This window comes from Streptococcus vicugnae, assembly GCF_016461705.1.
Classification (GTDB): Bacteria; Bacillota; Bacilli; order Lactobacillales; family Streptococcaceae; genus Streptococcus; species Streptococcus vicugnae.
In genome coordinates this window covers 177264-198831 of record NZ_JAEMHW010000001.1, presented here as the reverse complement: position 1 = coordinate 198831, position 21568 = coordinate 177264, and the positions used below count along the sequence as shown (strand labels likewise).

The 21568-nt window shown below is 37.0% G+C and carries 22 protein-coding genes and 1 tRNA gene; 22 read left to right on the top strand and 1 reads right to left on the bottom strand.

Going from position 1 to position 21568, the window contains the following annotated elements:
* Window positions 1-151: 151 nt before the first annotated feature.
* Complete coding sequence (locus JG537_RS00965; protein ID WP_199542504.1) at window positions 152-1093, bottom strand: DHH family phosphoesterase; 942 nt, start codon at window positions 1091-1093, stop codon at window positions 152-154.
* Between the two features lie 194 nt (window positions 1094-1287).
* On the opposite strand from JG537_RS00965, the gene JG537_RS00960 reads away from it, so the two are divergent.
* The 22 genes from JG537_RS00960 to hisA all read left to right on the top strand — a co-directional run bounded on the left by JG537_RS00960 (window position 1288) and on the right by hisA (window position 21565).
* Window positions 1288-2439 (top strand): iron-containing alcohol dehydrogenase, encoded by a 1152-nt coding sequence (locus JG537_RS00960; RefSeq protein WP_199542502.1) that lies wholly within the window; start codon window positions 1288-1290, stop codon window positions 2437-2439.
* Window positions 2440-2570: 131 nt separating this feature from the next.
* Window positions 2571-3590, top strand: a complete 1020-nt coding sequence (gene add, locus JG537_RS00955) for an adenosine deaminase (RefSeq protein ID WP_132869610.1) — start codon at window positions 2571-2573, stop codon at window positions 3588-3590.
* Window positions 3591-3631: 41 nt separating this feature from the next.
* Entirely contained in the window at window positions 3632-4075 is a 444-nt protein-coding gene (locus JG537_RS00950; protein ID WP_132869609.1) for a flavodoxin, read from the top strand.
* Between the two features lie 82 nt (window positions 4076-4157).
* Window positions 4158-5543: a Fe-S cluster assembly protein SufB gene (gene sufB / locus JG537_RS00945; protein ID WP_199542500.1), complete on the top strand. Its 1386-nt coding sequence runs from the start codon at window positions 4158-4160 to the stop codon at window positions 5541-5543.
* A gap of 298 nt (window positions 5544-5841) precedes the next feature.
* A complete protein-coding gene (locus JG537_RS09680; RefSeq protein WP_246454255.1) occupies window positions 5842-6033 on the top strand; it encodes a hypothetical protein in 192 nt (63 codons plus the stop codon).
* Window positions 6034-6041: 8 nt separating this feature from the next.
* Entirely contained in the window at window positions 6042-6320 is a 279-nt protein-coding gene (locus JG537_RS09675; RefSeq protein ID WP_425507459.1) for a VTT domain-containing protein, read from the top strand.
* Between the two features lie 38 nt (window positions 6321-6358).
* The gene (locus JG537_RS00935) at window positions 6359-6646 is read left to right on the top strand and encodes a chorismate mutase (protein WP_199542497.1); all 288 of its coding nucleotides are present in this window, start codon (window positions 6359-6361) and stop codon (window positions 6644-6646) included.
* A gap of 12 nt (window positions 6647-6658) precedes the next feature.
* Window positions 6659-7879, top strand: coding sequence for a voltage-gated chloride channel family protein (locus tag JG537_RS00930; protein WP_199542494.1), 1221 nt, complete (start codon window positions 6659-6661; stop codon window positions 7877-7879).
* Between the two features lie 145 nt (window positions 7880-8024).
* Window positions 8025-8372, top strand: a complete 348-nt coding sequence (rplS, locus tag JG537_RS00925; protein ID WP_021142699.1) for a 50S ribosomal protein L19 — start codon at window positions 8025-8027, stop codon at window positions 8370-8372.
* A gap of 57 nt (window positions 8373-8429) precedes the next feature.
* A tRNA-Arg gene (locus JG537_RS00920) sits at window positions 8430-8501 on the top strand.
* Window positions 8502-8767: 266 nt separating this feature from the next.
* Entirely contained in the window at window positions 8768-9979 is a 1212-nt protein-coding gene (locus JG537_RS00915) for an FtsW/RodA/SpoVE family cell cycle protein (RefSeq protein WP_199542490.1), read from the top strand.
* A 94-nt stretch (window positions 9980-10073) separates the two neighbouring features.
* Window positions 10074-10634, top strand: a complete 561-nt coding sequence (locus tag JG537_RS00910; RefSeq protein WP_199542487.1) for an HAD-IA family hydrolase — start codon at window positions 10074-10076, stop codon at window positions 10632-10634.
* Window positions 10635-12587, top strand: coding sequence for a DNA topoisomerase (ATP-hydrolyzing) subunit B (gyrB, locus tag JG537_RS00905; protein ID WP_074481501.1), 1953 nt, complete (start codon window positions 10635-10637; stop codon window positions 12585-12587).
* Between the two features lie 105 nt (window positions 12588-12692).
* Entirely contained in the window at window positions 12693-14417 is a 1725-nt protein-coding gene (gene ezrA / locus JG537_RS00900) for a septation ring formation regulator EzrA (RefSeq protein WP_199542484.1), read from the top strand.
* A gap of 443 nt (window positions 14418-14860) precedes the next feature.
* Window positions 14861-15919, top strand: coding sequence for a histidinol-phosphate transaminase (gene hisC / locus JG537_RS00895; protein ID WP_199542481.1), 1059 nt, complete (start codon window positions 14861-14863; stop codon window positions 15917-15919).
* A 26-nt stretch (window positions 15920-15945) separates the two neighbouring features.
* Complete coding sequence (locus JG537_RS00890; protein ID WP_132869330.1) at window positions 15946-16914, top strand: ATP phosphoribosyltransferase regulatory subunit; 969 nt, start codon at window positions 15946-15948, stop codon at window positions 16912-16914.
* Complete coding sequence (gene hisG / locus JG537_RS00885) at window positions 16915-17562, top strand: ATP phosphoribosyltransferase (protein WP_074481505.1); 648 nt, start codon at window positions 16915-16917, stop codon at window positions 17560-17562. It abuts the gene before it with no gap.
* Window positions 17559-18836 carry a histidinol dehydrogenase gene (hisD, locus tag JG537_RS00880; protein WP_132869329.1) on the top strand — a complete coding sequence of 426 codons (1278 nt, stop codon included), beginning with the start codon at window positions 17559-17561 and terminating at the stop codon, window positions 18834-18836. Before hisG ends, hisD begins: the two co-directional genes overlap by 4 nt.
* The gene (gene serB, locus JG537_RS00875) at window positions 18829-19476 is read left to right on the top strand and encodes a phosphoserine phosphatase SerB (RefSeq protein ID WP_132869328.1); all 648 of its coding nucleotides are present in this window, start codon (window positions 18829-18831) and stop codon (window positions 19474-19476) included. Before hisD ends, serB begins: the two co-directional genes overlap by 8 nt.
* A 39-nt stretch (window positions 19477-19515) precedes the next feature.
* The gene (hisB, locus tag JG537_RS00870; RefSeq protein WP_132869327.1) at window positions 19516-20100 is read left to right on the top strand and encodes an imidazoleglycerol-phosphate dehydratase HisB; all 585 of its coding nucleotides are present in this window, start codon (window positions 19516-19518) and stop codon (window positions 20098-20100) included.
* Between the two features lie 72 nt (window positions 20101-20172).
* Entirely contained in the window at window positions 20173-20781 is a 609-nt protein-coding gene (hisH, locus tag JG537_RS00865) for an imidazole glycerol phosphate synthase subunit HisH (protein WP_199542478.1), read from the top strand.
* A gap of 64 nt (window positions 20782-20845) precedes the next feature.
* Window positions 20846-21565, top strand: a complete 720-nt coding sequence (hisA, locus tag JG537_RS00860) for a 1-(5-phosphoribosyl)-5-[(5-phosphoribosylamino)methylideneamino]imidazole-4-carboxamide isomerase (protein ID WP_199543591.1) — start codon at window positions 20846-20848, stop codon at window positions 21563-21565.
* The last annotated feature ends 3 nt before the right edge of the window (window positions 21566-21568 follow it).

The window sequence follows — 21568 nt, the reverse complement described above, 5'->3', positions numbered from 1 at the left end:
AAAGATTTCCTTTCTGCCATGGCACTTTTTCAGCACCATAGTTATTTAACTTCTATAGTTTATCAAATAATGCAATTTTTGACAAGACTTTTGTGTAAATTAATTGAATTGAAATATAAATGTTAAAAAGCGTGATATAACAGGGCTGAGGCTAGTTTTTCGAACGGAGTAACTCTTGGATTTCTTGGTAGATTAGTTCATTTTCTTCAAGGCTATATGAATTTGCTCCACTAGCAAGTGGATGACCTCCACCGTCATGGCGTTTAGCAATTCCATTAATGACATGAGTTTTACTGCGTAAGCGAACACGATAGTTACCATCAGCTTGTTCAACAAAAATAGCCCATGATTCGACGCAATCAATTCGACCTGGAGCACCAACAATAGCAGAAGTTTCAGCTTCAGTGACATTATATTTTTTCATTGTTTCTTGGGTTAGCACAACTCGTGCAGCTCCATTTTCATCAACTTGGAGGTTATCATAGACAAAGCCTTGGAGTTTAGCAATTTTAAATGAAATAGAATCCATTTGTCGAGCTAGGCCAGAAAAATCAAAATCATAGTCACGAAGTTTACTTGCAATCAAAAATGTTTTGCTACTTGTGGCAGGGTATAGAAAGCGTCCAGTGTCTCCGACAATACCTGAATAAAGGAGACGGGCAGCTTCAGATGAAATTTTTAAACCTGTTGAGAAAGCAAAATCTGAGATGATTTCACTGGCACTTGAAGCTTCAGTATTAACATAAAGCAAATCCCCATAAACGTCATCATTAGGGTGATGGTCAATTTTAATGAGACAGTCACCTTTTGTATAACGGTCATCATCGATACGAGGCGTGTTGGCTGTGTCCGTTACAATAACCAAAGCTTCCTCATAATCGCTATCATTGACTTGGTCCATGCTTGTCATCCAAGTAAGGGTTGGTTCGTCAAATCCTGTTGCCAAAACTTTTTTATTTGGAAAATTATGCTTAATCAATTCACGTAAACCAGCCTGACTTCCAAGTGCATCTGGGTCAGGTCTTTGGTGACGGTGAATAATAATGGTATCATAAGCTCTAATTTTTTCTAAAATTTCTTCAAATGTATTCATATCTAATTCCTTTGTAAGCAAGATTTTACCCTATTATAGCATGAAAAGACTGAGAGGTGTTAATGGGGCTTTTGAGAATGTGGTAAAGTTATTAAGTCTTCCTTTTCAGTTCATGTTTTATTTTTTGTTTTTAGGATCAAAGTGGTAAAATATCTATGTAAACGTTTTCTAAAAATCTTAGAGAGGATATGCTTATGTCAGTGTTTTATGTTCCATCAGTAAACCTTATTGGACGTGGTGTTGTCAAAGAGATTGGTAGTTATATCAAAAGATTAGGTTATCACAAAGCCCTTTTGGTAACCGACCATTTTATTGCTGGAAGCGACATTCTACCACAGGTGACAGCTCCGCTTGATGCTGAAAACATCGACTATATTATTTATAGCGATGTTGATCCAAATCCGACTGTTAAAAATGTTGAAGAGGGGTTGGCGGTTTTAAAAGAAAATGGCTGTGATTTTATTATTTCACTTGGCGGAGGTTCTCCACAAGATGCTGCAAGCAGTATTTCTATCTTGGCTACAAATGGAGGGCGCCCACAAGATTACGAAGGGGTTCATAAATCAAAAGAACAAGGTCTTCCTGTTGTAGCTATTAATACGACAGCAGGGACTTCAGCTGAAATTACAATCAATTATGTCATCACAGATGAAGAACGTAAAGTTAAAATGGTTATGGTTGATAAAAATAGCTTAGCCTTGATGTCAGTTAATGACCCCGAACTTATGGTTTCAATGCCAAAATCGTTAACAGCAGCAACTGGTATGGATGCTTTGACTCACGCAATTGAAGCTTTAGTTACTCCAGGCGCTTATGGTGCTACTAAAAAACTTTCTATTGGAGCTATTGAGTTAATCAAAGAATTTCTACCTCGTGCCGTTGAAAACGGTGAAGATTTGGAAGCGCGTGAAGCTATGGTCAATGCTATCTTCCTTGGAGGGATGGCATTTAACAATGCAGGACTTGGTTACGTGCATGCGATGGCTCATCAACTTGGCGCTGTTTACCATTTGCCACACGGTGTCTGCTGTGCCATGATTTTACCAATCGTTGAACGTGAAAATGCTAAACACGTTCCAGCTGCTTTCCGTGACGTTGCTAAAGGACTAGGTCTTCATACTGAAGATAAAAGCGATCAAGAATGTGCAGATTATGCTATTTCAGTCATTGAAAGTTTGTCAGCTACCGTTGGTATTCCTAAGAAATTAACAGAATTGGGGATTAAGGAAGAAGAATTTGACTTTGAATTTCTTTCTAAAAATGCTATGGTGGATGCTTGTGCACCTGGTAATCCATTCATGCCAACCCTTGAAGAAACAATCGCACTTTATAAACAATTATTTTAAGTCTTAATGGAGAAAGTAAAGAGATAAACCATGAAAATATTCTGGTTTATCTTTTTTTGGTAAAATTTCTTTGCAAAGTAAAAAGAATATGTTAAGATAGTAGCTAAAAAAATTTAATTAGGGAGGCTAACTTGGATACAACAACATTAAAAGACTTGGCAAAAACAGAACTTCATTGTCACTTGGACGGTTCTATCTCACTAGAGACAATTCGTCAATTAGCAGATATGGCAGATATTGCTGTTCCAGCAGCAGATGAAGATTTGAAAGACTTAGTTACCGCACCGGCTGAAGCGGAAAGTTTGATGGACTATTTAAAAGCATTTGATTTTGTTCGTCCGCTTTTACAGACGAAAGAAGCTCTTCATTTGGCTGCTTATGATGTTGCTAGACAAGCTGCGCAGGAAAACGTGATTTATACTGAAATTCGCTTTGCACCTGAATTTTCAATGGACCAAGGTTTAACAGCTTCTGAAACTGTTGAAGCAGTACTTTCAGGTCTTAAACAGGCAGAAGCAGATTTTGGCATTGTGGCTAAGGTTCTCGTCTGTGGCATGAAACAATCACCTGCACATGTGACACGTGATATTTTTGACCATGTCGTCCAGTTAGCTGACCAAGGATTAGCTGGTTTTGACTTTGCAGGAAATGAACTAGATTTTCCACCTGCAGAATTAGAAACCATTATCAAGCACACTCAGGAGTTAGGACTTCCTTTGACATTTCACGCTGGTGAATGTGGCTGCGCTCATTACATTGTGGATACCATTGCTCTTGATATCAAGCGTATCGGACATACCACAGCCATTTATGACCAACCTGAATTGATTCAAGAATTTGTCAAAAAAGGAGTGACAGCTGAGTTATGCTTGACAAGCAATCTCCAAACCAAAGCTGCGAAATCTTTAGCTGAGTTTCCTTTTCTTACTTTGAAAAATGCTGGTGCTAAGATTACCATTAACACCGATAACCGTACGGTTTCTGATACTAACCTAACTAAAGAATATTCCCTTTTTGTGAAACATTTCGGTGCTGGCGTTAATGATTTTCTAACATTTAATAAAAATGCTATTCGTGCATCGTTTACGACAGAAGCTCAAAAAGCTGATTTATTATCTAAAATTGACAATTTATATAAAACATTTCTGTAAAAATATGCTACAATAGTGGTAATTTATGTTTGGAGGGAACTATGGCTTTAGTTAAGATTGTCTATGCCAGCATGACAGGAAATACTGAAGAAATTGCTGACATCGTAGGAAATAAATTTGAAGAACTTGGACACACTGTCGAAGTTGATGAATGTACAACAGTAGATGCAGCTGATTTTGAAGATGCTGATGTTGCTATCGTTGCATCGTATACATATGGTGATGGTGAATTGCCAGATGAAATCGTTGATTTTTATGAAGATCTTGCAGATGTTGATTTGTCAGATAAAATCTTTGGTGTTGTTGGATCTGGTGATACTTTCTATGATTACTTCTGTAAAGCAGTTGACGAATTTGAAGCTCAATTTGCATTGACTGGTGCCACAAAAGGTGCTGATTCAGTTAAAGTTGACTTGGCTGCAGAAGACGAAGATATTGCAAATCTAGAAGCTTTCGCAGAAACTATTTCTGAAAAAGTGAACTAAATAGCTAACTGAGATTGGAGTGTGCTCCAATCTCTTTTTTTCTCCATTTCATAAAGAATGTTATATAAAGTGAGGTGGTCAGATGGCCAAAAATAGAGATTACGATTATGGTTTTCACGATGAACTTACCCCAACTTATTCAACAGGCAAGGGCTTAACTGAGGAAATTGTACGTCAGATATCAGCATACAAGCATGAACCACAGTGGATGCTTGATTATCGCTTGAGGAGCTTGGAGTTGTTTTATAAATTGCCAATGCCAGACTTTGGACCAGACTTGTCAGGAATTGATTTTGATGATGTGATTTATTTTCAAAAGCTATCTGATAAAAAAGTCAATGATTGGGATGATGTTCCTGATAAGATTAAGGAAACGTTTGAACGGCTTGGAATCCCACAAGCAGAGCGTGATTATTTATCTGGTGCTGTTGCGCAATACGAATCTGAAGTGGTTTATCACAACATGAAAGAAGAGTTCCAAAAACAAGGGATAATTTTCACCGATACCGATACAGCCCTTCAAGAATATCCCGAACTGTTTAAAGAATATTTTGGAAAAATTGTTTCAAATAGTGAACACAAGTTTGCCGCTTTAAATGGTGCCGTTTGGTCAGGTGGAACTTTTATTTATGTTCCAAAAGGTGTTCAGTGTGATATTCCAGTACAGACTTATTTTCGTATTAATGGGGAAAATGCGGGGCAATTTGAACGCAGCTTAATTATTGTGGATGAAGGAGCCTCTATTCAATATATTGAAGGGTGTACAGCTCCCAATTACACGACAAATAGCCTACATGCTGCAACTGTAGAAATTGTTGTCAAACGCGATGCAAGCTTTCGTTATACAACCATGCAAAATTGGTCTGACAATGTCTATAACCTTGTTACTGAACGTGGAAGAGTTGAAGAAAATGGTATGTTAGAATGGATTGATGGTAACCTCGGCAGCAAGGTTAATATGAAGTACCCTTGTTCTATTTTAAATGGTCCATATGCTAAAACTTCAGTTCTTTCTATGGCATTTGCCAATTATGGGCAACATTTGGATGCAGGGTGTAAAGTCTATCACAACGCTCCTCATACTTCGTCAACTTTAATTTCAAAATCAGTGGCTAAAGATGGTGGTAAGACTGATTATCGCGGTTCGGTCTATTTTGGAAAAAATAGCAGTGGCTCAAAATCTCATATTGAATGCGATACAATTTTGATGGATGAAGAATCTAGTTCTGATACGATACCTTTTAATGAAATTCATAATTCAAACGTTTCTTTAGAACACGAAGCTAAAGTTTCAAAAGTTTCAGAAGAACAACTTTATTATATGATGAGCCGAGGAATTTCAGAAGAAGAAGCAACAGCTATGATTGTTAATGGTTTTATGGAGCCAATTACTAAAGAACTTCCTATGGAATATGCTGTTGAAATGAACAGTCTCATTACCATGAGTATGGAAGGTTCTGTTGGATAAACTATCTTTTTTCAGAAGAAGGCATTATCTTTAAAGTTTTCTTGTCAAGCTATAAACTTTTCTTTATAATGGAAGCGATATGAAAAAACACAAGTACAGATATAGTCAACTGTGCAAATTCTTAGTGATTTTTAGTTTGCTTAGTGTGGCCTGCTATTTTATCATTTATGTCGTAAGACATTGGCAACTCATTACTACCTTTTGGCAATCGAGCTCCAAGACGGCTTTAACTGAGTTTTTTATGCAGCTGCGGACAAAAAATCTTTTGAATATCTCTGTTCTGTTATTTTTTACAGCTTTGACAGCAGCAATTCCATTTATGTCAAATGCTATTTTTGCTGTCTTTAATGGCTTGATTTACGGTCCAGTGATTGGCTTTTTGATGAATTTAACGGCAAATGTCTTGGGCAATTTTGTTTTTGTTAAAATTCTAGAAATGATTGACTTGAAAGAAAATGATACAAAGCTAAAAAACATTTTGCTAGTTTAAAAAATGTCATTGATGCTGTTGAAAATCAGGAACTTGGAATTATGATAGGTTATATGATTCCTGTGATTCCAACGATTTTAATTAATTATCATGTGGCAAAAATCAAATTGCCTTGGCGCAGGTGGTTTTTCTATGTTACGGTCGGTGTTGCTCCTAGTAGTTTATTATATGCTCTAGGTGGAGATGCTGTCGTTGCAGGAAATATAAAACGTATCATTGTACTTTTTGTTGTGTTTGTTTCAATCACTTTGTTGGGAAGTTATTTCAAACGAAAAAAGAAAAAGTAACTTTATAGTAGAAATTGGAAAGATAAGGTTAGAGGGACATGTCAGTAAAAGAATTGGATGTAATCCGTCAAGAAATTGACCAGGTGGATCAAGAATTGGTGGCTCTTCTTGAAAAACGTATGACTTTGGTGAATCAAGTGGCAGCATACAAAAAAGCTACTGGAAAACCTATTTTAGATACGAGCCGTGAAGAAGTCATCTTAAATAAAGTGGCTAGCCGTGTTCAAAATAAAGATTTTGAAACAACGCTTGTCAATACTTTTGCAGATATTATGAAAAATTCACGCGCTTATCAAGCAAAACAATTGAGTGACGATTTGGCCTAAGAGGTGCTAATAATGGTTAAAAAGCTAAAAGATAATCAAGACTATTCTTATGGAGCCCTTTTAAAGGTAATTGGTGCTAGTTTTATTATTGGTATCCTGGTAGGCTGTGTTGACACTGTTTTTGGACGTGTTTTACTACTGCTTAGTGCCTTTAGAGTGGGACATTTTAACTATCTGATTCCATTTTTAGGGTTAGTTGGACTTATGATTGTCTTTTTTTATCAAAAAGCCGATGTACGAGCTAGCAAAGGAATGGGATTAGTTTTTGAAGTTGGTCAGGGGAAAGAAAAAGAAATTCCCTTAGTTATGTTGCCGTTAGTGACTGTGGCAACATGGTTAACTCATCTTTTTGGAGGTAGTGCTGGTCGAGAAGGAGTAGGCGTTCAACTTGGTGCAACCATTTCACATGCTTTTAGTAAGTTTTTCTCATTTGAAAATAGCTCTCGCATCTTTTTAGTGACTGGTATGGCTGCTGGTTTTGCTGGTTTATTTCAAACACCTTTAGCTGCAGTTTTCTTCGCACTTGAAATCTTAGTTCTTGGCAAGTTACAATTGCCAGCTCTTGTTCCGATGACAATTGCTTCATTTGTCGCAAGCGCAACATCACACGCCTTGGGACTAGAAAAATTCTCTCATTTTGTGAATGTTTCTTTGCCTCTTAATGCATCAGTCTTTTGTCGTTTAGCTTTATTAGGAATTATTTTTGGGATAGTGGGAAATGTTTTTGCAGCATTTTTGACTTATGCTAAACAAAAAGCTAAAGAAGTTATGGATAATCCTTATTATCGTATTTTATTTGGTGGTATTCTATTAAGTCTTATTTTCTTAATGCTTTATCATGGACGTTATTCTGGACTTGGAACAAATCTGATTGAGGCAAGCTTTTCTGGAAAAGACATTTACTTTTATGATTGGCTTTTGAAGCTCTTGTTAACAGTGGCCACTTTAGCGGTTGGCTTTCAAGGTGGAGAAGTAACACCGCTCTTTGCTATTGGAGCATCACTTGGTGTGGTTTTGGCTAATATTTTTGGATTGCCAATTGAATTTGTTGCTGCAGCAGGTTATATTAGTGTTTTTGGAAGTGCGACAAATACTTTTTTGGCACCGATTTTTATTGGCGGAGAAGTTTTTGGTTTTGTTAATCTTCCTTACTTTGCCTTGGTTATGATTTTCGCTTATAGCTTTAATCGTAAGCATTCTATCTACACTGGGCAAGAAGTTCTTACTTTCTAGTAAAAACACTCAAAAAATCACTCATTTCGCTTTACAGCTATGGTGTTTTTTGGTAAAATACGTAGAGTGTGTAATGGACGCACTAAAATACGGCTAATCCGCTGGGACAAGCACCTAATGATTAGTAAGATAGGAGAATAAATAAATGAATCCATTAATTCAAAGCTTGACTGAAGGTCAACTACGTACTGACATCCCTGCATTCCAACCTGGTGATACTGTTCGTGTTCACGCAAAAGTTGTTGAAGGAAGCCGCGAACGTATCCAAATTTTCGAAGGTGTGGTAATTTCACGTAAAGGTCAAGGGATCTCAGAAATGTACACAGTTCGTAAAATTTCAAGTGGTATCGGTGTTGAACGTACATTCCCAGTTCACACTCCACGTGTAGAAAAAATCGAAGTTGTTCGTCACGGTAAAGTACGTCGTGCTAAACTTTACTACTTGCGTGCATTGCAAGGTAAAGCTGCTCGTATTAAAGAAATCCGTCGTTAATTTTGACGATAAATATTCGATGATAAAAATCTGTCCTAGCGACAGATTTTTTCATAGCTCCCCTTAGTTCAATGGATATAACAACTCCCTCCTAAGGAGTAGTTGCTGGTTCGATTCCGGCAGGGGAGATATAAGCTAGTTAGAAGCTCTTGGTTTCAAGGGCTTTTTATGTATTACAAAATGAGACAGCCCGAAATTTGTCCTGAAAAAACTTGAGTATTTTATCAGAATTATGCTTAGTTGCTAGCCTTGTTTTTCCTGAAAATACCTATAAAAATACTTGAAAAAACTTGATTAATTTTTTCTGAAAAATTCTCCTATTTTCACTAGTATTTTTCCTCTATTCTAAATAAAAAATGATATAATATTTTTTGACTAGAAACGAAGGAAGTAAAATGGCAAGAAAAAAATATTCTATTGATAGTCGTATTGACTATTCTGTAATTTTACCTGTTTTTTTTCTTTTGCTAATTGGTTTGGTGGCTGTCTATATTGCAACTTCAAATGACTACCCTGGAACAATTACAAAAGTAATGACACAACAAGGCGTTTGGATTTTCTTAGGATGCGTAGTTGCCTTTGTTGTCATGCTCTTTAGTACCGAATTTTTATGGAAAGTCACCCCTTATTTGTATGTATTGGGATTGGCTTTAATGGTTTTACCATTAATTTTTTACAGTCCAGAATTAGTAGAGTCAACCGGGGCAAAAAACTGGGTAACCATTGGGTCTGTGACCTTATTTCAACCTTCTGAATTCATGAAGGTTTCCTATATTTTGATGCTCGCTAGAGCATCGATTTGGTTCCGACATAAGGTTCCAGAAGATAACTTAAAAAATGATTGGAAGTTACTAGGAATCTTTGCGTTGATTACCTTGCCAGTGATGATTCTTCTTGGTTTACAAAAAGACCTGGGAACAGCTATGGTCTTCTCGGCTATTTTAGCTGGCTTGATTTTGTTGTCTGGAATTTCTTGGTGGATTATCTTACCTGTTGTTATTGCTGTAACGGTAATCATTGGTGGATTTTTAGCACTTTTTCTATCAACACATGGCAAAGATATTTTCTATGGATTGGGGATGGATACTTATCAAATCAACCGTATTTCGGCTTGGTTAGATCCTTTTTCATACGCTAAGTCAATCGCTTATCAACAAACACAAGGTATGATTTCGATTGGTAGTGGAGGACTTGGTGGTAAAGGTTTTAACGTGATTGATCTTTCAGTCCCAGTTCGTGAAAGTGATATGATTTTTACAGTTATTGCTGAGGATTTTGGTTTCATTGGCTGTGCGGTTGTCATGACCTTGTATCTTGTTTTGATTTATCGAATGCTTCGTGTGACTTTTGAATCAAATAATCGATTCTACACTTACATCTCAACAGGATTTATCATGATGATTTTGTTCCATATTTTCGAAAATATTGGCGCAGCTATTGGTATTCTACCTTTGACTGGTATTCCTTTGCCATTCATTTCACAAGGTGGTTCATCATTGATTTCTAATTTGATTTGTGTTGGTTTGATTTTATCGATGAGTTACCAAAATAATTTGCATCATGAGCAAGAAATTGAAGAACATTTCAGAAGAAGTGCACGTTACTAAGTTGGTTTGGGACATTTCCCAAACCTTTTTTAGTGCCAGAAATTGATTAGGTAGAGACTATAAAAAAATGTAAAAATGTGATATAATATTGGTTATGAATTACCATGATTATATCTGGGATTTGGGTGGCACTTTACTCGATAATTATGAAATGTCCACTCAGGCTTTTGTGAAAACTTTGGCGGATTTTGGATGTCAAGCATCACATGATGATGTCTATGAAAAGCTAAAAGAATCAACAGATGCCGCTGTTAAGAAATTTATCCCAAACCAACCACAATTTTTGAAAGCATATAAAGCATTAGAAGCTGATTATTTGAAAACACCGGTTCTTTTTACGGGCGCCAGCGAAGTTTTGCAGGCAATTGTGGCAAGCGGTGGGAGAAATTTCTTGGTTTCTCATCGAAATAAACAAGTCCTTGATATTTTAGAAAAAACAAAGGTACTCCCTTATTTCACAGAAGTCGTTACCTCAGAAAGCGGCTTTGCTCGTAAACCTAACCCAGAATCAATGTTATACCTTAAGAAAAAGTATAAGATTGATAATGCTTTAGTTATTGGAGATCGTGAAATTGATAAAGAAGCTGGTCAGGCTGCTGGCTTTGATACCTTGTTAGTTGATGGAAAAAAATCCTTATTGGAGATAGTGAAGTAAATGACGGAAGAAAATAAAAATTTAGCAGAATTAGCGAAAGAGTACGATGCCAGTCAGATTCAGGTCTTAGAAGGACTTGAAGCTGTACGTATGCGCCCAGGTATGTATATCGGTTCAACTTCAAAAGAAGGTTTGCACCACTTAGTCTGGGAAATCGTTGATAACTCAATCGATGAAGCCTTAGCAGGATTTGCGACACACATTGAGGTTTTCATTGAGAAAGATAATTCAATTACAGTTGTCGATGATGGACGTGGTATTCCGGTAGATATTCAAGAAAAAACTGGTCGTCCAGCCGTTGAAACAGTCTTTACAGTCTTGCACGCCGGAGGTAAATTTGGCGGAGGCGGTTATAAAGTATCAGGTGGTCTTCACGGGGTAGGTTCATCTGTTGTTAACGCCCTTTCAACACAATTGGATGTTTCTGTTTACCGTGATGGAAAAATCCATTATCAAGAATACCGTCGTGGTCACGTTGTTGATGATTTGAAAGTTATTGGAGATACAGATCGTCATGGAACAACAGTTCACTTTACTCCAGACGGTGAAATTTTCACAGAAACAACAGTATTTGATTTTGATAAATTAGCTAAACGTATTCAAGAACTTGCTTTCTTGAATCGCGGTTTACGTATTTCAATTACTGATAAACGTGAAGGTATCGAACAAGAACAGCATTATCACTACGAAGGTGGTATCTCAAGTTACGTTGAATTTATTAACGAAAATAAAGATGTCATCTTTGATACACCAATTTATACTGACGGTGAAATGGACGGTATCTCAGTTGAAGTTGCTATGCAATACACAACTGGCTATCATGAGACAGTGATGAGTTTTGCGAATAACATTCACACGCATGAAGGTGGTACTCACGAGCAAGGTTTCCGTACAGCCTTGACACGTGTGATTAACGATTATGCTCGTCAAAACAAACTGTTGAAAGAAAAAGACGATAATTTAACAGGTGATGATGTCCGCGAAGGTTTAACAGCTGTTATTTCTGTTAAACACCCTAATCCACAATTTGAAGGACAAACCAAAACAAAACTTGGTAACTCAGAAGTTGTTAAGATTACGAACCGTTTGTTTAGCGATGCTTTTGGACGTTTCTTGTTAGAAAATCCTCAAATTGCTAAGAAAATCGTTGAAAAAGGTATTCTTGCTTCTAAAGCGCGTATCGCTGCTAAACGTGCGCGTGAAGTAACACGTAAGAAATCAGGACTTGAAATTTCAAACCTTCCTGGTAAATTGGCTGACTGTTCTTCAAACGACGCAACAATGAATGAATTGTTTATCGTCGAAGGGGACTCTGCGGGTGGTTCTGCAAAATCAGGACGTGACCGCGAGCACCAAGCAATTCTACCAATTCGAGGTAAAATCTTGAACGTTGAAAAAGCAAGTATGGATAAAATTCTTGCTAACGAAGAAATCCGTAGTTTGTTTACTGCTATGGGAACTGGTTTCGGAGCTGATTTTGACGTTACTAAGGCACGCTACCACAAACTTGTTATCATGACCGATGCCGATGTCGATGGTGCTCACATTCGCACGTTGCTTTTGACATTGATTTATCGTTTCATGCGTCCTGTATTGGAGGCAGGTTATGTTTACATCGCGCAACCACCAATTTATGGTGTTAAAGTTGGTAGCGAAATTAAAGAATATATCCAACCTGGAGCTAACCAAGAAGTTGAACTACAAGCAGCGATTGAACGTTATAGCAATGGTCGTTCAAAACCATCTGTTCAACGATACAAAGGTCTTGGAGAAATGGATGATCACCAACTCTGGGCAACCACAATGGATCCAGAAAATCGATTAATGGCGCGTGTCTCTGTTGATGACGCTGCCGAAGCAGATAAGATTTTTGATATGCTTATGGGAGATAAGGTTGAACCACGTCGTGAGTTCATCGAAGAAAATGCGGTTTATAGTACGCTTGATATTTAATCGAATATTAACATAAAAATACTGCACACAATCTCTAAGTATGTTATAATCGTAATGTTATAGCTATTTTTTACGATAAAAAAGACAATTTATAAGGAGTTTTAAATGTCGAGCGGAATTATTTTACTGCTTGTAGCAATAGTTGTTTTAGTCATTATTGCTTATTTAGTTGGCGTCATTGTACGCAAACGAAATGATTCATTGATTGCAAGTTTAGAAGAAAGAAAGCAATCGTTATTTGGATTACCAGTCAATGAAGAAGTAGAAGCTGTCAAAAACCTTCATCTTATCGGGCAAAGTCAAACAACATTTCGTGAATGGAACCAAAAATGGGTTGACCTTTCATTAAATTCATTTTCAGATATTGAAAACCATATTTTTGAAGCAGAAGACCTTAATGATAGTTTCAAATTTATCAGTGCTAAACATGAAATTGACAACGTTGAAAGCCAATTGAACTTGGTTGAAGAAGATATTAATGCTATTCGAGAAGCACTTGCTGTTTTGAAAGAACAAGAAGAAAAGAACAGTGCTCGAGTTAAACATGCTTTGGACTTGTATGAAACACTTCAAGCGTCTATTTCAGAAAAAGAAGACAATTTTGGTTCAACAATGTCTGAAGTTGAGAAACAATTGAAGAACATTGAAACTGAGTTCTCTCAATTTGTGACACTTAACTCAACTGGTGACCCGGTTGAAGCGTCAGAAGTGCTTGATCGTGCTGAAGAACACACTATTGCACTTGGTCAAATTTCAGAGCAAATTCCAGCAATTGTTGCTAAATTGGAAGATGATTTTCCAGATCAACTTGATGATTTGGAACAAGGTTACCGTCGTCTGCTTGAACAAAATTATCACTTTGCTGAAAGAGACATCGAATCTCGTTTCCAAGAAGTTCGTGATGCCATTCGTGCAAATTCTTCTGAACTTGTAACTTTGGACTTGGATCGTGCGCGTGATGAAAATGAACACATTCAAGAAAAAATTGATTCATTGTATGAATTGTTTGAACGTGAAATTGCTGCTCACAAGGCTGCGCTTAAGGACAGTAAAATTATTCCAGATTATTTGGCACATGCTAAATCCAATAATGAAAAATTGGAACACGAAATCAAACGTTTGTCTCACAAATACATCTTGAATGACAATGAAAATCTTAGCCTTCGTTCATTCACTAAGAACTTGGATGAAATTGAACAAGAAACCTTGCCAATCGTTGAAGTATTTGATAATCAAGATAAACCATTCTCAGAACTTCAATTGATTTTTGATCGCACATTGAAAACTCTTGATGCGGTTGAAGAAGGCCAAATGCAAGTCTTTGAACAAGTTAAGAACATTGAACAGATTGAAAGTGTTGCTCGTCAAAGCTTGGATCAATACATTAATCGTTTGCATTCAATCAAACGTTACATGGAAAAACGTAACTTGCCAGGAATTCCTCAAGATTTCTTGAGTGCATTCTTCACAACAAGTAAACAGTTAGAAGTATTGATTGATGAACTTAGTCGTGGACGTATTGATATTGAAGCAGTGTCTCGTTTGACAGACGTTGCTACTGCGGCAATTGCTAATCTTGAAGAAGCAACTTACCAAGTTGTTCAAAATGCAACATTGACTGAACAATTGTTACAATACTCAAACCGTTACCGTAGCTTTGAACCAAGCGTTCAAAGTAGTTTCGAACATGCTTTGCATCTTTTTGAAGTAGACAACGATTATCAAGCATCATTTGATGAAATCTCATATGCTCTTGAAACAGTTGAACCAGGTGTTACTGATCGTTTTGTATCATCATATGAAAAGACACGTGAACAAATTCGTTTCTAAATAAAGTTAAAAAGACAATCCTTGGATTGTCTTTTTTTTTATACATAATTTATTGGTATTTATACAATATTTACAGGAATTTAAATAAATATAAAAAATCCGAAAATATGGCTTGCTATTTTCAGAATTTTCTTGTAAAATAACTTTAATATAAAAAAGCGACGATAGAAAAAGCCTGAGACAACAGACAGAGAGTGCTTGGTGGTGAGAAAAGCGTGCAATCCTTGGGCGACACATTCTTGAGTGCGTGTGCGAATGCTGCTTTTATCAGTTAGTAGTGCACGACGGGTGATTCCACGTTACGGAATAGAAGTCACGTACTTCATGAGAACAGTCTAGGCGACTGGCTGTTGAATCAGAGGTGGAACCACGTTTTTAACGTCCTTGCAAAGTTTTTTTGCGAGGGCGTCTTTTTTATATCAGAAAATAGAAAGGAACATATTATGACAACTATAAAAGGATTGAGAGAGATTGAACCTTATGTTGCCGGAAGTCAACCAAGCGGTGAAAATTTAATTAAATTAAATACAAACGAAAATGCTTACGGACCAAGTCCAAAAGTAGCAGAAGTTTTTGCGCATTTTGACGTCCATCAATTGCGAAAATATTCAACATTAGATCAAAAATCATTGCGTATTGCACTCGCTAAGCAACATGGTCTTGATCCAGATCAAATTATTGTTGGTAATGGTTCTGATGATATTTTATCAATGGCATTCTTAGCATTTTTCAATAGCGATGAGCCAGTTCTATTTCCTGATTTGACTTATGGATTTTACAAGGTATGGGCAGATTTATATCACGTCAATTATCATGAAATTCCGTTAACTAGTGATTTTGAAATTAATTCAAGTGATTATATTGCTGATAATGGCGGAGTTATCATTACTAATCCAAATGCACCTACTGGAATTTATAAATCGCTTGATGACTTGGAAAAGATTATTCGTGCTAATCAAGATGTCGTCGTCATCATCGATGAAGCTTATATCAATTTCGGTGGTGAAACAGCTCTGCCATTGCTTAAAAAATATGAGAATGTGTTTATCACGCGTACATTTTCAAAAGATGCCTCTCTTGCCGGTCTTCGTGTGGGTTATGGTATGGGAAGTCCTAAACTAATGGCAGTTATCAATACTGTTAAAAACTCAGTGAATCCTTATAATGTTGATCTGATTGCTGAGAAATTAGCTCTTGCAGCCGTTGAATCCTGGGATTATTACGAAGAAACTTGTCAGAAAATCATGACAACCAGGGATTGGTTTACTGATGAATTAAGATTTCTAGATTTTACAGTTTTAGAATCCAAAACTAATTTTATTTTAGCGAAATGTCCTAAAAATAGCGCAGGTGAGCTATTTAACTACTTGCAAGCGAAAAATATTTATGTCCGTTATTTCCCAAAAGTTGAACGTATTAAAAATCATTTGCGTATTTCAATTGGTAGACAAGATGAAATGGAAGAAGTGCTTAAGGCAATTAAGGATTTTTTAGCACTTTAATGTGAAATGATTTGAGGAGTGATTGAATGAAGAAGACAACATTACCAGTAGGAATGCACGATAAATTATTCAAACGAGCACGTGTGACCTACAAAATTGAACGAGATATTAGTGACTTTTTGATGAGTCAAGGTTTTAATCGCATTGAAACACCTACCTTGGAACATTTCGAAGTCTTTAGTGATACCATTACTAAAAATAATTACAATTTTTTTGATAAAAGCGGTGAACTGCTGACACTTCGTCCAGATATTACCAGTCAAATTGGTCGTGTCATTGCTTCGACGCAAGTTGAAACACCAATCAAGTTTTCATATTCTGGCAAAGTTTTTAAATACAATGAAGAAATGCGTGGATTGATGAACGAACACACGCAAGCTGGGATTGAAATTGTTGGTTATCCTGCTAAAGAAGCGGTTTACGAGGCAATTGCTTCAGCCAAAGCATCGCTTGATAAAGCGGATATTCCCTCTTATCAATTTGAATTTTCACATGCAGGAATTTTACAAACGATTTTTGAAGATTTGAATTTGCCAGTTGCGGCCGAAAAAGAATTGGACGTAGCCATTAAAGATAAAAATATCACACAGCTAAATGAGTTGACTAAGAAGTATCCAAGTGAGTTTGATGACTTTTTGAAAAATTTACCATACCTTTTTGGTGAAAGTCATCAAGTCCTCAACGAAGCTCGTAAGCTTGTTAAAAATGAGGCAATCTTGGCAGCGTTGACAGATTTGGAAGAACTTCTTGAACAAGTTTCTGATATTTTACCAGAAAGTAATATTGATTTGGCGCAAATTCCATCAATGCCATATTACACTGGTGTCATGTTTAAGGTTTTTGGTGATAAGGTTCCAGATGCCTTTGCTTCAGGTGGTCGTTACGATAAACTTTTTGAACGATTTGAAGCTAAAAAATTAACAGCTGTTGGTTGGGCAGTAGATATCGATGCTATTTACCAAGCTGTACATGATAGTTTAGAAGGAGGTGCCTAAATGGAAAATCAAATTACCATTGCTTTAACCAAAGGGCGTATTGAAAAAGATACTGTAAAACTTTTGGAAAAAGCAGGGTTTGACATGTCATTTATGGCAGACAAGGGCCGCAATTTAATTTTTGAAAGTCCAGATAAGAAATTCCGCTTTTTACTTGTCAAGGCACCAGATGTCACAACTTATGTGCGCCATGGCGTTGCTGATCTTGGTGTAGTTGGTAAAGATTTGTTAATTGAACATCCGATTGGCTATCTTGAAATGTTAGATTTGAATTTTGGTTTGTGTAAATTCTCAGTAGCTTCAACAGATGACTACAAACCACATGACCATAAGCGTAAACGTATTGCCACAAAATACCCAACAATTGCCACAGACTATTTTAATAAAAAAGGAGAAGACGTCGAAATTATCTCTATCCAAGGTAGTGTCGAGATTGCTCCTGTTATTGGCTTAGCGGATGCCATTGTTGATATTGTTGAAACAGGAAATACTTTAGTGGCAAATGGTCTTAAAGTTTACGAAGATATTTGCCGTATCTCTGCTCGCTTGATTGTGAACAAAGCGGCTTTGAAAAATAATCCTGAAATTATGCCATTTATCCAAAAATTGGAAAGTATCGTCGGAAATGAGGAGGTAGCTTTTAAATGAAACGTTTAACAGGAACGACAGAAGAAATTTCAAAAATTCTCTACCAAGAACAACTTGAATTAAGTAAAGAAAATCTTGATGTTGATGATGCGGTTCGCCAAATTTTGGAAGATGTCAAAGAAAATGGAGATAAAGCTCTCAAAGCTTACTCAGAAAAATTTGATAAGATTACCTTGGATGATTTTGAAGTTGGTCAAGATTTGATTGATCAAGCTTTTGAGGAAATCGACGCTGAAGTTTTAGAAGCGTTAAAAAATGCAAAAGCTAACATTGAAAGTTATCACAAGCAACAATTAGAATCTGGTTTTGAAGATCAACCTACAGACGGTGTCCTACGTGGTCAATTGATTCGTCCAATTGAACGTGCTGGTGTTTATGTCCCAGGAGGAACAGCTGCTTATCCATCGTCAGTTTTGATGAATGTGATTCCAGCGAAAATTGCTGGCGTTAAAGAAATCATTATGATTACACCACCTCAAAAGCATTTCGAACCAGCTATTTTGGTAGCTGCATCGCTTGCTGGTGTTGATAAGATTTACCAAGTTGGCGGTGCTCAAGGTGTTGCTGCATTGGCATATGGTACAGAAACGATTCCTCGAGTAGATAAGATTACTGGACCAGGAAACATCTTTGTTGCGACAGCTAAGAAGATGGTTTATGGCTTGGTAGGAATTGATATGATTGCGGGACCTTCTGAAATTGGAGTGATTGCAGACAGCTCAGCTAATCCTAAATACGTTGCTGCAGATTTGCTTTCTCAAGCTGAACATGACGTGCGTGCTCGTGCAATTTTGGTGACTGATTCAGCTAGATTAGCTGATGCTGTTGAAAAAGAGATTGATGAACAGCTTAAAGCTTTGCCACGTGAAGAAATTGCGCGTGCGTCAGTTGTAAATAATGGTCGTATTATTATTGCTGATTCTGTTGAAGCTATGTTTGATTTGATGAACCAGGTCGCTCCAGAGCATTTGGAATTAGCAATGGACAATGCTTACGATTACCTTGATAAAGTTCAAAACGCTGGTTCAGTTTTTTTAGGTCATTTTACAAGTGAGCCTATTGGAGATTACTATGCTGGTGCTAACCACGTCTTGCCGACAACAAGCACTAGTCGCTTTTCATCAGCACTAGGAGTGCATGATTTTGTGAAACGAATTCAATACATGCAATACTCTAAGGATGCTGTCAATGCTGCTAGTCACGATATAACAACGCTTGCTTATGCAGAAGGTTTGCAAGCTCACGCTAAAGCAATCGAGGTGCGTCATGACTAAAGTAAATGGTTTATTGGTAATGGATGTGGACTCAACCCTCATTCAAGAAGAAGGCATTGATTTATTAGGTGAAGAAGCAGGTGTTGGTGCAAAAATTGCTGATATCACTGCACGTGCCATGAATGGTGAGTTAGATTTCAAACAAGCTTTAGATGAACGTGTTGGTTTGCTAAAAGGCTTGCCTGAAAGTATCTTTGACAAAGTACTTGCTCGTATGCATTTTACAAATGGTGCTGAAAAATTGGTAGCTGAGCTTCATCGTCGTGGTTACAAGGTGGCTGTTGTGTCAGGTGGTTTCCATGAAACTGTAGATGTTTTAGCAAAGCGCATCGGTCTCGATTATGTCAAAGCTAATCGCTTAGAAGTCAAAGATGGCCTTTTGACAGGAAAAGTTCTTGGTGACGTGGTTACAAAAGACGTTAAGAAAGCAAGTCTTATTAAATGGGCAGCTGAAAATGATTTGGAATTACGTCAAACCATTGCAATGGGTGATGGTGCTAATGATTTGCCAATGATTAAAACAGCTGGCATTGGGGTTGCTTTTTGTGCTAAGCCAATTGTTCGAAAAGAAGCACCTTACCAAATTAATGAAGCAGATTTATACAAGGTTATTGATATTTTAGATAATCAAGATAAGTAAAGTAACTCATTATAAACAATCAAAGGAAAAGGAGTTATTATGAGACAAGCAGAAATTGAACGTAATACCTTTGAAACTAAAATCAAATTGAGCCTTAACTTGGATGCTCAAGAACCAGTTGATATCAATACTGGAGTTGGTTTCTTTGACCACATGCTAACCCTTTTTGCAAGGCACAGTCGTATTTCTCTTGTGGTTAAAGCTGATGGAGATCTTTATGTCGATAGTCACCACACTGTTGAAGATGTGGGAATTGTTTTAGGGCAAGCATTGAAAGAAGCTTTGGGAGATAAAGCTGGTATCAATCGATATGGAACATCATTTGTTCCTATGGATGAAACATTGGGAATGGCTAGTCTTGATTTGTCGGGACGTAGCTACCTTGTGTTTGATTGTGAATTTGATAATCCAAAACTTGGCAATTTTGATACAGAACTTGTTGAGGAATTTTTCCAAGCTTTTGCTTTCAATGTTCAAATGAATTTGCACTTGAAGATTTTGCATGGTAAAAATAACCACCATAAATCAGAAAGTTTGTTCAAAGCGACTGGTCGTGCACTTCGCGAAGCTATTACGATTAACCCAGAAATTCATGGTGTTAATTCTACAAAAGGTTCACTTTAATAGAAAATAGAAAGGAAAATCAGCCAAAACGCCTTTACTTAGTGGTGTTTACAAGGTTTGATAACTTAGCTAATGATTATTGTGATTGATTATGATGCAGGAAATACTGCTAATGTTTTAAGAGCTTTGAAAAAAATTGGTGTTGAGGCTGAATTATCCAGCAATCCGACTAAAATTTTGGCTGCCAGTGGTTTGATTTTACCAGGTGTTGGTGCTTATCCGGCAGCTATGGCTGAGCTAACTAAACGTGGCTTGGTTCCAGTGATTAAGGAAGCTGTTGCTAAAGGGACACCTTTATTAGGAATTTGTCTTGGCATGCAAGTTTTAACTGAGGTTGGTTTAGAACACCAAGAAACAGCTGGTCTTGGTTTTATTCCAGGCGTTTGTCGTGAAATACAAGCAACTAAAGCTAAGCCTGTACCACATATGGGCTGGAATAATTTGATAGTTAAACACACTAGCCCATTAACAGAAGGACTAGAAAATCAGTCTGTCTATTTTGTGCACAGTTACTTTACAGATGTTCCGAAAGAATACATTGATGTGACAGCTGATTATGGCATTGATGTGCCAGCTATGATTCACAAAGATAATGTCTATGGAGCACAGTTTCACCCTGAAAAATCTGGCGATGTTGGTTTGGGTATACTTAAAAAGTTTATTGCTCTATGTGAAAAATAAATCAGCTATTGAGATTTAAAAGTATCTTTTAGGTATAGTGTTAAAAAAGAAAAGGAGTTTAATGATGCAGATTCTTCCAGCTATTGATATTAAAGAAGGGCAGGCGGTTCGTCTTTTTAAAGGTGATTTTAATCAAAAGACTATTGTTAACCCTGATGTACTTGGGCAAGCTAAAATTTTCGCTCAAGCTGGCATTGAATTTATTCATGTTGTGGATTTAGATGGTGCTCTTGATGGTAGAGCTACTAATCGTGATTTGATTGCCAAATTAAAAAAAGAATCTGGCCTTGGCGTTGAAGTCGGTGGTGGCATTCGTACGCTTGAACAGATTGAAGATTATTTGGCTGTGGGTATTGACCGTGTGATTATCGGATCAATGGCAGTGAAGAATCCAGATTTTGTTAAAGCAGCTTTAGAAAAGTTTGGTAGCGATAAAATTGTTGTCGGTATTGATGCCAAAAATGGTTACGTAGCCACTGAAGGTTGGTTAGAAACAAGTAATGTTGACTACATTAGTTTAGCTAAAGCTATGGAAAAAATTGGAGTGACTCTCTTTGTTTACACCGATGTAGATCGAGATGGGACACTAACAGGACCTAATTTTGAACATTATGAGCGCTTGGTTGCTGAATTAACAACGGCTAAAGTCATTGCTTCAGGTGGTATTGCTGAGAAGGGTGATTTAGTGAAATTACAAGAAATTGGTGTTGCTGGGACAATCGTTGGTAAAGCTTACTATAATGGCAATATTAGTCTTGAAGAATTGAAAGCTTTTGGAGGATAGTCT

Coding starts and splice junctions, on each gene's coding strand:
- JG537_RS00965 (WP_199542504.1), bottom strand. CDS start 1,093: ATGAATACATTTGAAGAAATTTTAGAAAAAATTAGAGCTTATGATACC.
- JG537_RS00960 (WP_199542502.1), top strand. CDS start 1,288: ATGTCAGTGTTTTATGTTCCATCAGTAAACCTTATTGGACGTGGTGTT.
- JG537_RS00950 (WP_132869609.1), top strand. CDS start 3,632: ATGGCTTTAGTTAAGATTGTCTATGCCAGCATGACAGGAAATACTGAA.
- sufB (WP_199542500.1), top strand. CDS start 4,158: ATGGCCAAAAATAGAGATTACGATTATGGTTTTCACGATGAACTTACC.
- JG537_RS00935 (WP_199542497.1), top strand. CDS start 6,359: ATGTCAGTAAAAGAATTGGATGTAATCCGTCAAGAAATTGACCAGGTG.
- JG537_RS00930 (WP_199542494.1), top strand. CDS start 6,659: ATGGTTAAAAAGCTAAAAGATAATCAAGACTATTCTTATGGAGCCCTT.
- rplS (WP_021142699.1), top strand. CDS start 8,025: ATGAATCCATTAATTCAAAGCTTGACTGAAGGTCAACTACGTACTGAC.
- JG537_RS00915 (WP_199542490.1), top strand. CDS start 8,768: ATGGCAAGAAAAAAATATTCTATTGATAGTCGTATTGACTATTCTGTA.
- JG537_RS00910 (WP_199542487.1), top strand. CDS start 10,074: ATGAATTACCATGATTATATCTGGGATTTGGGTGGCACTTTACTCGAT.
- gyrB (WP_074481501.1), top strand. CDS start 10,635: ATGACGGAAGAAAATAAAAATTTAGCAGAATTAGCGAAAGAGTACGAT.
- ezrA (WP_199542484.1), top strand. CDS start 12,693: ATGTCGAGCGGAATTATTTTACTGCTTGTAGCAATAGTTGTTTTAGTC.
- hisC (WP_199542481.1), top strand. CDS start 14,861: ATGACAACTATAAAAGGATTGAGAGAGATTGAACCTTATGTTGCCGGA.
- JG537_RS00890 (WP_132869330.1), top strand. CDS start 15,946: ATGAAGAAGACAACATTACCAGTAGGAATGCACGATAAATTATTCAAA.
- hisG (WP_074481505.1), top strand. CDS start 16,915: ATGGAAAATCAAATTACCATTGCTTTAACCAAAGGGCGTATTGAAAAA.
- hisD (WP_132869329.1), top strand. CDS start 17,559: ATGAAACGTTTAACAGGAACGACAGAAGAAATTTCAAAAATTCTCTAC.
- serB (WP_132869328.1), top strand. CDS start 18,829: ATGACTAAAGTAAATGGTTTATTGGTAATGGATGTGGACTCAACCCTC.
- hisB (WP_132869327.1), top strand. CDS start 19,516: ATGAGACAAGCAGAAATTGAACGTAATACCTTTGAAACTAAAATCAAA.
- hisH (WP_199542478.1), top strand. CDS start 20,173: ATGATTATTGTGATTGATTATGATGCAGGAAATACTGCTAATGTTTTA.
- hisA (WP_199543591.1), top strand. CDS start 20,846: ATGCAGATTCTTCCAGCTATTGATATTAAAGAAGGGCAGGCGGTTCGT.